The 14,425-nt window shown below is 71.9% G+C and carries 12 protein-coding genes; 4 read left to right on the top strand and 8 right to left on the bottom strand.

Annotation, left to right across the window (positions count from 1 at the left end; all coding sequences use genetic code 11):
• Positions 1-46: 46 nt before the first annotated feature.
• The 3 genes from ABGB08_RS19370 to ABGB08_RS19360 form a co-directional block, all read right to left on the bottom strand.
• Positions 47-1,645 carry a sigma-70 family RNA polymerase sigma factor gene (locus tag ABGB08_RS19370; RefSeq protein ID WP_347592154.1) on the bottom strand — a complete coding sequence of 533 codons (1,599 nt, stop codon included), beginning with the start codon at positions 1,643-1,645 and terminating at the stop codon, positions 47-49.
• A 191-nt stretch (positions 1,646-1,836) separates the two neighbouring features.
• Positions 1,837-3,618 (bottom strand): substrate-binding domain-containing protein, encoded by a 1,782-nt coding sequence (locus ABGB08_RS19365; protein ID WP_347592152.1) that lies wholly within the window; start codon positions 3,616-3,618, stop codon positions 1,837-1,839.
• Positions 3,619-4,123: 505 nt separating this feature from the next.
• On the bottom strand, positions 4,124-4,762 hold the full coding sequence (locus tag ABGB08_RS19360; protein WP_347592150.1) for a cation transporter: 639 nt from the start codon (positions 4,760-4,762) through the stop codon (positions 4,124-4,126).
• Positions 4,763-4,875: 113 nt separating this feature from the next.
• Between ABGB08_RS19360 and ABGB08_RS19355 the strand changes: the two genes are divergently transcribed.
• Positions 4,876-5,682, top strand: coding sequence for an RNA methyltransferase (locus ABGB08_RS19355; protein ID WP_347592148.1), 807 nt, complete (start codon positions 4,876-4,878; stop codon positions 5,680-5,682).
• 82 nt (positions 5,683-5,764) lie between these two features.
• Here ABGB08_RS19355 and ABGB08_RS19350 read toward each other — a convergent pair whose 3' ends face one another.
• Positions 5,765-6,559 (bottom strand): D-alanyl-D-alanine carboxypeptidase family protein, encoded by a 795-nt coding sequence (locus ABGB08_RS19350; protein WP_347592146.1) that lies wholly within the window; start codon positions 6,557-6,559, stop codon positions 5,765-5,767.
• Positions 6,560-6,631: 72 nt separating this feature from the next.
• Between ABGB08_RS19350 and ABGB08_RS19345 the strand changes: the two genes are divergently transcribed.
• On the top strand, positions 6,632-6,829 hold the full coding sequence (locus tag ABGB08_RS19345; RefSeq protein WP_347592144.1) for a DUF1508 domain-containing protein: 198 nt from the start codon (positions 6,632-6,634) through the stop codon (positions 6,827-6,829).
• Here ABGB08_RS19345 and ABGB08_RS19340 read toward each other — a convergent pair.
• Positions 6,826-7,341, bottom strand: coding sequence for a VTT domain-containing protein (locus ABGB08_RS19340; RefSeq protein ID WP_347592142.1), 516 nt, complete (start codon positions 7,339-7,341; stop codon positions 6,826-6,828). The genes ABGB08_RS19345 and ABGB08_RS19340 overlap by 4 nt on opposite strands.
• 141 nt (positions 7,342-7,482) lie before the next feature.
• Here ABGB08_RS19340 and ABGB08_RS19335 point away from each other — a divergent pair, with 141 nt between their 5' ends.
• A complete protein-coding gene (locus tag ABGB08_RS19335) occupies positions 7,483-7,965 on the top strand; it encodes a hypothetical protein (RefSeq protein ID WP_347592140.1) in 483 nt (160 codons plus the stop codon).
• Here the strand turns inward: ABGB08_RS19335 and ABGB08_RS19330 are convergent.
• The 3 genes from ABGB08_RS19330 to ABGB08_RS19320 all read right to left on the bottom strand — a co-directional run bounded on the left by ABGB08_RS19330 (position 7,955) and on the right by ABGB08_RS19320 (position 13,267).
• A complete protein-coding gene (locus ABGB08_RS19330; RefSeq protein WP_347592138.1) occupies positions 7,955-11,296 on the bottom strand; it encodes a BTAD domain-containing putative transcriptional regulator in 3,342 nt (1,113 codons plus the stop codon). The genes ABGB08_RS19335 and ABGB08_RS19330 overlap by 11 nt on opposite strands.
• A gap of 103 nt (positions 11,297-11,399) precedes the next feature.
• The gene (locus ABGB08_RS19325; RefSeq protein WP_347592136.1) at positions 11,400-12,458 is read right to left on the bottom strand and encodes a lysylphosphatidylglycerol synthase transmembrane domain-containing protein; all 1,059 of its coding nucleotides are present in this window, start codon (positions 12,456-12,458) and stop codon (positions 11,400-11,402) included.
• 8 nt (positions 12,459-12,466) lie between these two features.
• The gene (locus ABGB08_RS19320) at positions 12,467-13,267 is read right to left on the bottom strand and encodes a PIG-L family deacetylase (RefSeq protein WP_347592134.1); all 801 of its coding nucleotides are present in this window, start codon (positions 13,265-13,267) and stop codon (positions 12,467-12,469) included.
• Positions 13,268-13,320: 53 nt separating this feature from the next.
• On the opposite strand from ABGB08_RS19320, the gene ABGB08_RS19315 reads away from it, so the two are divergent.
• Positions 13,321-14,418, top strand: a complete 1,098-nt coding sequence (locus ABGB08_RS19315) for a glycosyltransferase family 4 protein (RefSeq protein WP_347592132.1) — start codon at positions 13,321-13,323, stop codon at positions 14,416-14,418.
• Positions 14,419-14,425: the final 7 nt, after the last annotated feature.

Here is a 14,425-nt window from a genome sequence, read left to right as displayed (position 1 = left end):
TGTGATCTCTGCGCGAAACTTATGATCTCTGGACGGGTTCGGGGGGTTACGTGGGCTCGCTCGCGGCGGGCACGGTCGGGGTCGGAGACGCGGACACCGTCGGCGACGGGCTCGGCGCGCGCGGGGTCGTCGTCTGCTGGGGCACGCCGTCCGGCGGCGTCTGGGCATTCTCGCCGCGCCACCACACCTTGCACACCGGATTGCCGCCCACGGACCGGAACGCGACCGTCGCGCTCCCCGCCTCGCCCGGTTCGCTCACCGTGAGCGTCACCCTGCCGGTCGCGCCCGCCTTCAGCCGGCCCTTCCTGGCGGAGATCGTGGCCCCGCCGGAGACGGTGGCCGTCCAGGACAGGGCGGCGTTGCGCGCGGTCAGCCAGATCACGTCGCCGGTGGTGTCGCCGATGTCGCCGGGGCAGCTAAGGCCCAGCGCGGGGGAGGTGGGCCGGGCCGTACGGCTCTTGGTGGGCGTCGGCGTCGGCCTGGGCTGGGCGATCGGGGTCGGCTGGACCGCGGGGGCCGAGCCCGGCGCGGCGGTGGAGCTCTCCGGCGGATCCTCCGACGGGATCTCGGCCGGGGTCTCCTCAGGATCTTGGATCGATCCATCGGAAGGCAGGTCCAGCTGCGGCTGCGTGCTGGGCGGCGGCATCGCCTCGATCCTGATGCTGCCGGCCGCGTCCTGGCCGCTGACCCAGGCCAGCGACCCGGCCGCCGCCACCACGCAGGCCAGCGTGGCCACGATCGGCGTGACCTTGCGCCGTCCCCGCGCCCTGCGCCGGTCAGGCGCGGCCCGGCGGCCCCGCTTCTGCCGGAACTCGGCGGTCACCGGGAAACCCTCCCGGTCGAACCGGTCGGCCCGCTCGGTGATCAGCACCCGGGTCTGGTCCCGGTCCGGGTTGACGCAGGTGTCCACCACCCGGCGGCGCAGCGACAGCGGCGGATACATGATCGGCACCAGGTCCAGCAGCCGCCCGGCCGCCACGTGTTTCCTGCGGCCCTCCGCGCAGACCTCGCAGCCCGCGATGTGCCGGGTCAGCTTCTGCCGCAGCAGCGCGCTGAGCGGCCCGTCCCAGGAGTCGAGCAGGGCCGACACCTGCGGGCAGTGCGCCCGGCCCACCCGGGCCAGGATCACGGCGGCGGCCGCGTTCTCCAGATGGTCGACGCCCCGGGTCAGCCGCTGGGCGGCCTGCCGCGCGGTGAGCCCGAGCACCGCGCTCACCTCGGCCGGAGCAAGACCGTGCCGGAGCGTCAGTTCGAGCACCTCGCGCTCCTGGCGGCTCAGCTCGCCCAGCGCCTCGTGCACGGCCAGGTTCAGCTCCGGGTCCTCGGCGTCCTCCACCGCGGGGGCCGCTCCCGTGGCCGTACGGCCGGAGGAGCGGGCGGCGCACTGGAAGCGGGTCAGCGCGTACAGCCAGGCGCGCAGCCGGATCGGCTCCTTCAGGCGGTGCACCGAGCTCTGCGCGGTGACCATGGCGTCGTGCACGGCGTCCGCGGCGGCGTCCAGGTCGCGCAGGCAGGTGTAGGCGTAGTCGGTCAGCCGGTCTGCGTACGCGTCGTAGAGACTGGCGGGTGCGTGCGCGTCGGCCTGGCGCAGCGCCTCCAGTAAACGGTGATCGTCGGCGCGGCCGACGTTCGGCCATCCGGGCAACGGTGTCCTCCCCGAGATCGGGACCAGTAACGGAATCGGCGTGCTCTGCCAGGCCCCTCGCGATAAAGACGCTCGTTTCCGGACGGGCGTTTACGGCGCACTGATCCATGCCAAAGTGGCATGAGCTGGGAAAACAGGGACGCCGGGCCCCTGGTGGGACCCGGCGTGCCGGTGGTGCTGGTGGGACCGCGCTACTGCACCGCGCTGGGGCAGTTGGGGGTGCAGAGACGGCGGGCGATGCCCTTGAGGAAGATGTTGCGGATCTCCAGCACGGTCTGCGGGAAGTAGGCGGTGCCCCCGGTGGTGCGGGCGATCCGAGTCATCTGGGTGCGGTTCCCGTCGGCCTCGGTGTTGAACGAGATGATCAGGATGCTGACCGGTTTCTGCGGGTCGAAGGCCTTCTTCAGCCGCTGCAGGATCCCGGCGTTGGAGATCCCCCCGGACGGGTCGTCGTTGCCGACGCCGTCGGTGAAGAGCAGGATCGTGTTGATCTTGTCGGCCTGGTATTCCTCGGTCATCTTCTGGTAGGCGGCCCACAGCGTGTCGTTCAGGCCGGTGTTGCCGGTCGGGATCGCCTTGAGCTCCGCCAGGTTCTTGGCGACCAGCTCGCGCCGGGTGATCCCGTTCAGCTGCTGGGCCAGCGGGCCGATCGGGATCGTCTCCTTCCAGTCCACCTTCTGGCCGTTCAGGTTGTCGGAGAAGACCCAGGTGCCGATCTCGGTCTTGTCCGGGAACAGCTTGAGGCCCTCGATGCCGACATCGGAGATGGCCTTCATCCGGGTCACGCCGGTGTTGTCGGCGGGCAGCGCCATCGTGCCGGAGATGTCGACGAGGGAGAGCAGCCGGGTGCCGAGGCTGACCCGCTTCCAGGACTGGGCCAGCGTGGTGACGGTCTTGGCGTCCGGGAGCGGCAGGGCGGTGGGGGCCTTCGGGTTCAGGCCCTGGGCCGCGGTGAGCGCGCTGCCGATGCCGTCGGGGGTGCGGAAGCCGTACTCCTGGATGGTCTTCTTGGACGCCACGGAACCCAGCTCGGTGACGAACTCCTTGGCGGCCTTCGTGGCCGCTGCGTCGTTCTTGATCGTGCTGACGATCGGGTAGTCCAGGTTGACCGTGCCCTCGGCCGGGTAGAGCGCCACCGCCGCCGCGTCGTTCTTGGCGTTGAACGCCCACACCGACTGCTCGCTGGTGACACCGATGGGCACCCGGTTGGCGGCCTTGGCCAGGGTGGCGAACAGGCTGTCGGGGGAGGTCACCTTCGACTCCGACAGCTGCCGGAGCACGCCCACCAGCAGCTCGTCGGTGTTGGCGCCGCCGCTGGCCTTGAGCACTCCGGCGGCGGCGGCCAGCGCGCCGAGCCCGGCCGCGTTCAGTCCCGGGTCGAGCACCAGCACCCGGACCTTCTTGGCCAGGCCGTCGGGGTTGGCGGCGTTGGCGGCGTTCACCATGCCGGTCCAGCTCGGGGTGAAGGCGGAGGCCAGCTGCTCGGCGGCGGCCTTGGGCGCGGTCAGCACCACGGGCGACTGGGCCACGTTGCCGAGCACCTCTGGCGCGCTCTCCTTGGGCAGCCCGGCCAGCCAGAGGCTGGAATCGGGGATCCACAGGTCGGGCTGGGGCGCGTCGCCGACCCCGGAGAAGGCCGCCGCCACGCCCGCCGAGTCGGATCCGGACACGGCGACCGCCATGCACTTGCCGTCCACCGTCTTGCCGGACTTGCCGAACCGCTCAGCGATCTTCGCCACCGCCGGTTCGACGTCCTTGGACGTCACGACCTTCAGCGCCACCTTGTCCACGCCGCAGCCGGGGCCCTCCTTGTTGACCACCACGTACGCGGCCACGCCGAGCAGCACCGCGAGCGCGACCGCGCCGGCCAGCGGCACCAGCACTTTGCCCGCGCCACCGCGCCGCCGCGGCGGGGGCTCCGGGTAGGGGTTGTAGCCGCCTTCGAGTTCATCGGTGCGATGGCGTCCGCCCACGGTGGCCTCTTTGGTGTCGATTGACTCCCGACGGTACGCGCCAGCGTTACGCCATATAGGGAGATTCTCCGTAATGCTTACGGAACGATAGCGGCAAGCCCAAGAACGGCAAAACCGCGCTTCTAGTGCAATGATTACTTTCCGTATATATAGAGATTTGGTCTGTATCGGTGGACGCGATACATCTTGACATGGTCAAGACGCGATGTATCGTGATGGGCAACGGTCATGAAATTTCGGGTTTTGGTGCAGGGGTTGCTGTGCAGGGGACGCCGGGGGAGCCGCGAGACGTGGTGGTCAGGCGCCGTCCGGGTGACCTGTTACTGATCCAGTTCGCGCCGCCCGGGGTCACCCCCGCCGTACGGCACAGCCTGCGCGGCCTGGCGAATCTACGCGAAATCGTGATGAAGGAACGGCTCTGCCGCGCCTGGACCGACCCCGGCGGCGCCCAGTGCGTGATCCGCGAACTCCGCGCGGCCGGTCTCGATCTCGCGGTGGTGACCCTTCAGTGGCAGCAGGAGTGGCCGCGCCACGCCTTGCGCCCCTCGTGCACGGCCGCCGCCGCCAGTATCAGCGCCACCGCCGGATCCACCCACCACCAGCCGATCGTGTTCAGTGCCAGCCCCAGCAGCACCCCCGCCGCGGTCACCGCGCAGAGCAGGTTCTGGGTGCCCTCGCCCTCCGTGGCCGCCGAGCCGAGCCTGGCCCCGACCCGCCGCTTGGCCACCCCCAGCAAGGGCATGCTCACCAAGCTGATCGTGGTGACCACGATGCCCAGCGCGCTCGGCGTGGCCCGGTAACCCTGGCTCAGATCGTGCGCCACGTGCAGCACGAGATAGGGCGCCAGCAGCCAGAAGCTCACCGCCACCGCCCGGGACGCGGTCTGCTCCGCGTTCAGCGAGTGCAGCCGGGCGCCGGTGAACCGCCAGATCACGATGAGGCTGGCCAGCGCCTCGACCAGCGCGGAGAGCCCCCAGCCGACCAGCGCCACCGAATGCGCCCGGGTGCCCGACCACAGCCCGAGCAGGCTCTCGGCGCCGAGCCAGCCGAGGGTCGCCACGGACAACAGGCGAGCCCGGCGCGCGTCCCTCAGCCAGCCGGCTTCCTGCACGGCCGGATGTACGTGCGTTCGCTGGTCAGGCACCTTGACCTCCGATCGTCGCCCATCCGGCCACATGCAGCGGAGAGTACTGTATCGGCCACCATGGGTAATCGGCGACTGGCGGCTTAAAGGAGCGGCAACGGTACGCTGGCTTGATGGTCATCGAGGTGGACTCCGCCGCCGACCCGCGGATCGCGGACTACACCCGCCTGCGCGACACCGACCTGCGCAAGGCGCTGGAACCCGAACAAGGCCTGTTCCTGGCCGAGGGCGAGAAGGTCATCCGCCGCGCCCTGGCCACCGGACACCCGCTCCGCTCGCTGCTGACGACCCGCAAGTGGCTGCCCTCCTTCGCCGACCTGCCCGCCGACGCCCCCGTCTACGTGGTCTCCGACGCGGTGATGGAGAACATCACCGGCTTCCAGGTCCACCGGGGCGCCCTCGCGTCCATGTGCCGCCTGCCGCTCCCGGCCGTCCAGGACCTGCTGGCCGGACCCGCGCGCCGCGTCCTGGTCCTGGAGGACCTGGTCGACCACGGCAACGTCGGCGCGATCTTCCGGTGCGCCGCCGCCCTCGGCGTGGACGCGGTCGTGCTCTCGCCGCGCTGCGCCGACCCGCTCTACCGCCGCGCGGTCAAGGTCTCCATGGGCGCCGTCTTCGCCATCCCGTACGCCCGGATGGCCGACTGGTACGGCGGCCTCGCCGACCTGCGCCGCGCGGGCTTCCAGACCCTCGCCCTCACCCCCGACCAGAACGCCCCCGCGATCGACAAGATCCCCCTCGCCGACCGGGTCGCCCTGCTGCTGGGCTCCGAGGGCGACGGCCTGTCCTCGCACTGGCTGGCGGAGGTCGACCATGCCGTCTCCATCCCGATGAGCCCGAACGCGATGGCCCTGGGCGTCGACTCCCTCAACGTGGTAGCCGCCGCCGCTATCGCTTGCCACGCGCTGTTGCGCTATTAATGAGAAAGTCGTGATCTGGACGGCCGCTACGGTGAGTGGCCTGTTCGGCGGCTATGCGGCTGTCTATGGGACGGGTTTCTCATTAATTCCGGCCGACCGCCCAGTCGATCATTCTGCGGGCGCTGGCGTAACGCCGGGCCTCGGTGGCCTCGCCGAGCACGACGCCCATGTAGGTGTGGCCGAACTTGGTGGCCACGAAGCTGAGGCAGTAGCCCGCCGCGCTGGTGTAGCCGGTCTTCAGGCCGATCACGCCGTGGCCCAGCAGCTCGTTGGTGTTGTGCCAGGTGTGGCGGCCGAACTTGCGCGCCTTGGTCCTGGCGATGGTGGCGATCACCGGGTCCCGCATCGCCACGCGGGCCAGCGCGACCTGGTCCCGCCCGGTCGAGTACGCCCCGGACGCGGGCAGCCCGTCCGGATTGACGTAGTGGGTGTTCCGCAGATCCAACCGGCGCGCGGCGGCGTTCATCTTGGCCACGAACTTGCGCGTGCCGGGGCCGTACCGTTCGGCCAGGGCGTGCGAGGCGTCCGCGCCCGAGTTGAGGAGCAGGGCGTACAGCAGGGCGCGCACGGTGAGGCGCTCGCCCGCGCGCAGCCCGCCCGTGGTGGCGCCCCGGGAGGCGGCGTAGCTCACGTCGGCGCTGGTGATCCTGATCACGTCATCCAGCGAGGACTCCCGGCGGACCACGTAGGCGGTCATGACCTTGGTGAGGCTGGCCACCGGAACCCGGCGGGTCTCCCGCTTGGCGTAGTGGATCGTTCCCGTGGTGGTGTCCACCAGGTACGCGACACGCGCCGAGACTCCAGGCGCGGGTGCCGCGACAGCCGTACCGGGAAAGGCGAGGATCAGAATCAGTGCGAAGAGTGCCCCGAGGCGCATGTGGTCATGATCGCATGCCGGCCGGTCGGGGTAAGGCTGCGAAACAGCCGGTTCGTCTCGGGGGGGGATTACATGGCAGGACGTTTCATCATCAGCAAGGACAAGGTCGGCGTTTTCCGGTTCAAGCTGGTCGCGGGCAACGGCCAGACGCTCGCGGTCAGCGAGGGCTACGCCAGCAAGGCGGCGTGCGTGAACGGGGTCGAGGCCGTGCGGCGGCACGCGGTGGACGCCAAGATCGACGACTCGGCGCTGGAGCCGCTCCGGCTCTAGACCTCGGCGGGTTCGTTCTCCCGCGCCGCCGGGGCGTTCGCGCGCCGGCGGCGCCGCCACACCAGCAGCACGACGACGGCGATCAGCGCGGCCAGCGTCAGACCCCCGTAGAGGGGAGAGGTCGCGGCCAGTTTCAGCCACGCCCACACCCCGGCGTACAGGCCGAACGCGGTCACCGGCACCCAGGTCACGCAGCCGACGGCGCTGGCCACCAGATACCAGCGGTAGTTGACCTGCAGCGCGCCCGCCACCCAGGGCAGCGTGTGGCGCAGCCCGCCGGGCACCCAGAAACACCCGAAAACCGAGAGCGCGCCCCACCGCCGGACCAGGTTCTCCACCTTCGCGATGCGCTCTTTGCCGATCTTGCGCCCGACCCGCGTCTCGGGCAGCTTCGCGCCGAGCTTCTTGCCGCCCCAGTAGTAGAACTGGAACGCGCCGAACAGGGCGATCCCGCCCACCAGCACCAGCAGCCAGTACGGAATGCTGTCGACGATCTCGAAGAGGCTATCCATGGTGCGACCTCCCCGGAACGCGTCAATACCTAAGGACAGGCTTACCTAATCAATGCCGGTTCCGCAACTGCAAGCGGACGGCAAGCCCCGATCAACCATCCGCGCGTACATCTAAGTGTGAGCGTAGCTGGAGGGAAGATCATGAATACACATGGCGAGATCATGCCGGTTCTGGCCGGGGGCACCGGCACGGCCGTCAGATTGTTCCTGGCCACGCTCGCGGCCATCGGCGCGTACGTGGGCGTGGGAATCGCCCACGTCACGCCAGAACGGTCGATCACGCTGTCGGCGCGCACGGTCCCCGCCGAGGTCGCCGCCGCTCCCGCCGTCGGCATCGTCTCGGTCGCCGCGCTCGACGCCGGCACCGGCTGCGACCGCTCCTACCGGGTGCAGAGCGTGGTCCCGCCCGCCCCCGGCGGCGTCAGCTACGGCTGGACGCTCCAGCGCTGGAGCGCCGGCGAGCGCGCCTGGCAGAGCTACCTGGTCACCTCGGGCGGCTTCGCCGGGGAGGCCAGGACCGTGCGCTGGGACCCGCGCGTGGTGGCCAACCCCGGCTGGTACCGGGCCGTGCTCGCCGTCGAAGGCGACACCTACCGCAGCGAGAAGTTCGAGGTCAGCTGCTGAGCGCCCGCTCCGCCTCGGTCACCCACCGGGGCACGCCCACCCGCCGAGCCACCGCCAGCGACTTGTGGTAGTGCTCGGTCGCCTCAGGTAAGCCCAGCTTGACGGCCAGATCCCCGAGCGTCCTGGCCACCGGCCACAGCGCCACCACCCCGGTGCCCGCCCCCGCGATCCGGTCGTTGAACGGCTTCAACGCCGCGTACGCCTCCCGCATCCGGTCGGCGTCGTCGAGCAGCAGCCCGGCCAGCGCCCGCCAGATCATCGCCAGCTCGTAGAGGAAGTCACCCCGGACGGGTTCCCGGGTGGCGGCGATCACCTGCGCGTCCCGCAGATGCCCGGCCGAGGCCAGCGTCACCGCGTACGCGTCCAGGGTCCACTTGGCGCCCCGCTGGTGCGCCTCCTCCAGCGCGTCCACCATGTCGGCCGCCTGCCCCTGCACCAGGTGCAGGCAGAAGGTGGCGATCAGCGGCAGGTCCTGGCGGCCTTCCAGCATCCCGGCCCGGGCGGTCAGCCGGGCCGCGTTCCGGTAGGCGCGCTCGGCGCCCGGATAGTCTCCGGAGATCATGAGGCGCTGGCCCGCGTACCAGGCCCCGACGGCGGCCGGCGCGGACAGGTCGTACTGCTGGCCGAGCCGTTCGGCCCTGGCCAGCTGCCGGTCCGCCTCGGCGAAGTCACCGCGGGCCGCCGCGCACTCCAGCAGCACCAGGTGGGCCAGCGTCTGCACCGCGATCTGCCCCGACTCCGCGCCGACCCGCAGCAGCTCCCTGCCGATGTCCTCGCGCTCGTCGACCTGCGCCATCGTGTACGACTGCCGCAGCCGCCCGCTCAGCGCCATCGCCAGCAGCTCGGGATCGCCGCTCGCCCTGGCCAGCTCCTCGGCCTCCAGCGACGCCTGCCCGCCCCGGGGGGTGGCCGAGCCCTCCAGCTCCAGCGCGAGCGTGGCCAGCAGGCTGGCGCGCAGCGACTGCTCGCCCTCGCCCGCCGGGAGCTCCAGCAGCGCCTTCTCGGTGACGTCGACGATCTCCCAGGCGGTCCTGGTGAAGTCGCGGGCGATGCCCTTGTGCGGCACCGCGAGCGCGGCGGCCACCCGGGCCGTCATCTCCAGGTCGCCCAGCGGCAGCGCCACGTCCATCGCGTCCCGCCGGTGCGCCCGGGCGGCGGCCATGTCGCCGCAGAGCGCCAGCGCCCGGATCAGCCGCAGCTGCAGCTCCAGCCGCTCCTTACCGGGGCTGCCGCCGGCCCGGTCGAAGGCCGCGATCGAGCGTTCCCACTGGGACGCCGCCTCCCGGTGCGCGAACCGGGAGGAGGCCTGCTCGGCGGCCAGGCCCGCGTACCTGACGGCTTTGGCCGCGGTCTCGGCGGTGCCGGCCAGGTCGTAGTGGTGGGCCAGGGCGGCCACGTCGCCGGGGTTGCGCTTCTCGATGACCGAGGCCACCGCGGCGTGCAGCCGGGAGCGGCGCAGCCGGGACGCGTCGGAGTAGAGGGTGTCGCGGACCAGGCCGTGGTCGAACCGCAGCCGCCCCGGGCCTGGTTCGGTGACCAGACCGGCCAGCAGCGCGGCCTCGACCGCGTCCACCACCAGGTCCTCGTCGCCGGAGATGTCCACCAGCACGTCCACGTCCACGTCCCGGCCGATGACGGCGGCCTGCAGCAGGATCTGCTGGGCCTTCTCCGGCAGCCGGGCGATCCGCCGCCGCAGCACGTCGCGCACCCCGGACGGCACCTCGGAGATGTCCTGCTCGGCCGCCAGCAGCCGCACCGTCTCGATGACGAAGAACGGGTTGCCACCGGTCCGCTCCACGATGGCGGCGACCACCTCGTCCTCCACGTCGCCCGCGCTGGTGGCGCGCACCAGCGCGGCCGTGTCCTCGGGGGACAGGCCGTCCAGCTCCACCCGGACCGGGCCGAGCCGGGCCAGCGCGGCCAGCACGTCCTGCTGCGGGTCGTTGAGCTCGTTGTCCCGGCAGGTCACCACCAGCAGCACCCGGCTGGCGGCGAGCAGGCTGGGCAGCGCGCGCAGCAGGGCCAGCGTCTGGTCGTCGGCCCAGTGCAGGTCTTCCAGGGTGATCAGCAGCGGGGCCTCGCGGGCCACGCCGGACAGGAAGCCGCCGACCGCGCGGTGCAGCCGGAACCCGCCGGAGGCCTCGTCGTCGCCGGTGTCGGGGGCGTGGTCGTCCAGCAGGGGGGCGAGCAGCGCGCCGTACTCACCCGCGCCGCGGCGGGCGATCAGCGTGCGGAGCACCTCCACCCAGGCCCAGCCGGGCGGGGTGGCCGGGCTGTCGGGGCAGGCGCCGCCGGCCGCGATCCAGCCGTGGCTCTCCAGCTGGCCGGTGAGCTGGCGCAGCAGCATGGTCTTGCCGGCGCCCGCGTCGCCGCCGATGACGGCGATGGTGAGCCGTCCCGACTTGGCCCGGGGCGCGGCGGCGGCCAGCGTGGTGAGCTCGGCGTCCCGGCCGACGAACGGCTCGGGCTCCAGCGGCGGCACCGAGCCGACCTCGACCGGGCGGGGCGGCCAGCTGGCCGTGCTCTCCAGGCGGCGCGGCGCGGCCGTCAGCTCCAGGCCCGAGTCCTGGGCCAGGATGTCGGACTCCATCTTGCGCAGCGCCGGGCCTGGGTCGATGCCCAGCTCGTCGGCGAGGATGTTGCGCGCCTTGCGCAGCGCGGCCAGCGCGTCACCCTGCCGCCCGCATCGGTACAGGCCCAGCGCGAGCAGCCGCCAGCCCTCCTCGCGGAGCGGGTTCTCGGTGGTCAGCGCCTCCAGGTCGGGCACGGTCTCGGCGTGCAGCCCGAGCCGCAGCCCCGCGTCGGCGTGCCGCTCCCGCGCCACCAGGCGCAGCTCGTTGAGGCGGGTCACCTCGGCCTCGGCCCACGACTGGTCGGCGAAGTCGGAGTACGGCGTGCCCTGCCACAGGCCGAGCGCGGACTCCAGCCGGGCCCTGGCCGTCTGCGGGTTCTCGTCCAGGCGTTCCCCGGCGGCCCGCACGGTGGCCTCGAACCGGAGCGCGTCCACCTGCTCGGGGGCGGCCCGCAGCGCGTAGCCGGAGGCGACCGTGACCAGCAGCCGGTTGGGGCCGCCGCGCGGCCGGTTGGGCTCCAGCACCCGGCGCAGCCGCGAGATGTACACCTGCAGGCCCGACTGCGCGCCCTTGGCGGCGTCGTCCGCCCACAGGTCGAAGATCAGCGTGTCCACCGGCACGACCTGCCCGCGGGCGACCAGAAGCCGCGCCAGCACGGCCCGCTGCCGCAGGCCGCCGAGGTCGAGCTCACTCTCGCTCTCGTTGTCGGCGCCGTACGCTTCGACCGGTCCCAGGACCCGGAAGACCACCTTGCTCATGTCAGCCGCCACGCTATGCGCGCCGCCAAACTGTGCACAAGCTCCTAGACATGGCCGACATCCTCACTATCTCCAACCGTGATCGGGTCATTGTCCCGCAAGATCACATCGTTGGGGCGCGCTCCGCCTCAGTCGGCAGGCTGTTACCCCGCTTACGGAGTATCGCCCAGCCGCCGAGCGCCAGACCCCCCCACGGGATCTCGATTGTGTACGTCCAGAACCCGAACAGCAGCGCCGCCGCCGTGGCACCCCCCGCCGGCTGGCCGAAAGTGATCAGCAGCGCGGCCACCCCGCCCTCCATGATCCCGGCACCCGACGGTGTGATCAACGCCGTGGTCAGCACCCGGCTGAGCGCGAAGACCGCGATCGATTGGGCCAGCCCGGGATAGGAGCCCGTGGCCTGGAGGCAGAGCACCATGATCAGCCATTGGCAGCCGAGGAACAACACCATTCCGGCCGAAAGCCCCGCCCACCGAGTGTGGACCACCCCGGCGGTGTCGGCCCTGAGCCGGTTCAACGCTTCGGAAGCGGCGTGCTCCGCCGGGCGCAAGCGGTGCGGGAGCAGCTTGATCATCGTGTCCAGGGCCCGGCCGAGAACCGTGGCCGCCCGATCCCAGTACAGCGCCGCCGCGACAACCGTGACCAGCGCCAGGATCGAGACGCCGCCGACCCAGCCCGCGCGGGACACGGCGGGACTCATCGCCTGCCCCGAGGCGACCAGGGCGAGGATCCCGACCGCCGGCAGGATGAACCGGAACAGCGTGTTCCAGATGCCGCTCACCAGCGTCAGCACCACCACCGAGCGGACCGGGAAGCCCCAGCCCTTGGTCATCGCGAAGGTGAGCGCCACCCCCGCCGCGCCGCCGAACGGCAGCAGGTTGCTGACCGCGCTGCCCGCCGCGTTCAGGGTCAGCCCCTGGGCATGGCTGAGGCCGGGCAGCGAACTGGTCAGCACGTGGCTGTAGGCGATCAGGCTGGCCAGCCAGACGGCCGCCATCAGCAGCACCGTGCCCCAGTCGAGCCGCCCGAACAGGGCGCCGATCTCGGTCCACGACACGTGCTTTCCGGTCAGCCCGCCGACGATGCGCGGCAGGAACACGATCAAGGTCACGGCCAGGCCGAGCGAGGCGGCCGACAGGGCCACCCGCAGCCACTTGTTCACGTTCCCCCTCAGCTCGGCTGGTCGAACGGATGTCTCAGCCGGGTTCCCGGCGGGAGGCCGCGCCGCACGTACCACTCGGTGCCGAACACGTAGCGGAAGATCGGGGCGGGGATTCTCAGCATCGCCCCCAGCGTACGGTCCCCGTCGCCGCCGGTGGCCTGGGTCGCGTGCGCGGACATCGCGGCCCGCTTGGCCTTGGCGTGTTCGCGCACGTTGATGCGGTGGGTGATGTCGGAACCCGCGGAATACGCGCTCTCGAAGGCACGCACGTCGAGCTTGGGGTAGAAGCGGGCGGCCAGCCGGATGCCCTTCAGCAGCGGGTCGCGGTTGACCGTGGCCTCCAGCAGGATGGGCGTCCCGGCGATCTCGGCCGCCCGGGCGCCGACCCGGTGCACCATGACGTGGTCGGGGTGGCCGTAACCCCCGGCCGGGTCGTAGATGGTGAGCAGTTCGGCCGTCTCCTCCTTGAGGATGGCGGCCAGCCGCTGGGCGGCCTCCTCCAGGTCGGCGTCGATGAACGCGTTGTCCGGCCGGTCCTCGGCCATCCCGCCGTCGGCGCCGAGCCCGCTGTCGCCGTACCCGAGCCGCACCACCCTGGCGCAGCCCAGCCGGGCGGCCGACGCGTACAGCTCGTTCATCCGGGCCGCGCCGAGCTCGTCCCCGTGCGGCATATCGGCCAGCCCGCGCTCCCCCGCCGTGGCCACCACCAGCACCACCCGGTGCCCTTCGGCGGCCAGCATCGCCATCGTCCCGGCCGTCAGCAGCGCCTCGTCGTCGGGGTGAGCGTGAAAGAACACGGCGGTCTGCACGCATCCAATGATCCCATGTCCCCCAACTCCCTTTGATGTGTCAGTCTGGCTCGGTGCGGATCCTTCATGTGAGCGACTGTTACCTTCCCCGGCTGGGCGGGATCGAGGTGCAGGTGGCGGACCTGATCAGGAGCCAGCGCGAGGCCGGCCACGAGGTGGTGGTGGCCACCGCGACGCCGGGGGAGCCGCTGCCGGGCGTGCGCAGGCTGGTCGCGCGGATGCCGTTCGACCTGCCGGTCCACCCGCGCGGGACCGGGCATCTGATCCGGCTGATGACGGCCTCCCGGCCGGACGTGGTGCACGTGCACACCGGTGCGGTCTCGCCGTTCGCCTGGATGGGCGTGCGGGCCGCGCACCGGGCCGGGCTGCCGACCGTGGTCACCGTGCACAGCATGTGGGATCCGGTCACCCAGGGCCTCTACCGGGCGCTGCGGGCGCTGGGGGACTGGCACCGCTGGGGTCTGGTGGCGACCGCCGTGAGCGAGGCCGCCGCCCGGCCGATCCGGTCGGTCGCGGGCCCCCGGGTGCCGGTGCACGTCGTCTCCAACGGTCTGGATCTCTCCGGCTGGGGTCCGTCAGGTCCGGTGCCGTCCGGCGATCCCGTGCACATCGTCGCGGTGGGGCGGCTGGCGCCGCGCAAGCAGCCGGTCCGGCTGCTGAAGCTGCTGGCGGCCACCCGGGCGCGGGTGCCCGCCGAGGTGGCGATGCGCGCCACCATCGTCGGCGACGGCCCGGCCCGCGGCTCGATGGAACGTTACCTGCGGGCGCACGGCATGGACTGGGTGCACATGCCGGGCCGCTACACCCGCGACCAGATCCGCGACCTGCTGGCCGTGGCCGACGTGTTCGTGGCGCCCGCGCCGCGCGAGTCGTTCGGGCTGGCCGCGCTGGAGGCCCGGGCGGCCGGGGTGCCGGTGGTGGCCCGGGCCCAGAGCGGGGTCGCCGATTTCGTCAGGCCGGGCAAGGAGGGGCTGCTCGGCAGAAGTTTCGATGAGCTGGTCGGCTCGGTGGCCAGGCTGGCCAGGGATCCGCAGCTGCGCACCTCGATCGCGGAGCACAACCGGGAGACCGCGCCGGTGCGCTGCTCGTGGCCGGCCGTGCTGGAGGGATTCGACCGGTGCTACGCGCTGGCTCGGGGCGGCAAGTCGTGATTTAACA

This window comes from Acrocarpospora sp. B8E8, from assembly GCF_039871605.1.
GTDB lineage: Bacteria > Actinomycetota > Actinomycetes > Streptosporangiales > Streptosporangiaceae > Acrocarpospora > Acrocarpospora macrocephala.
The sequence above is the reverse complement of the archived record's forward strand: the minus strand, read 5'-3'. Positions and strand labels throughout refer to the sequence as shown.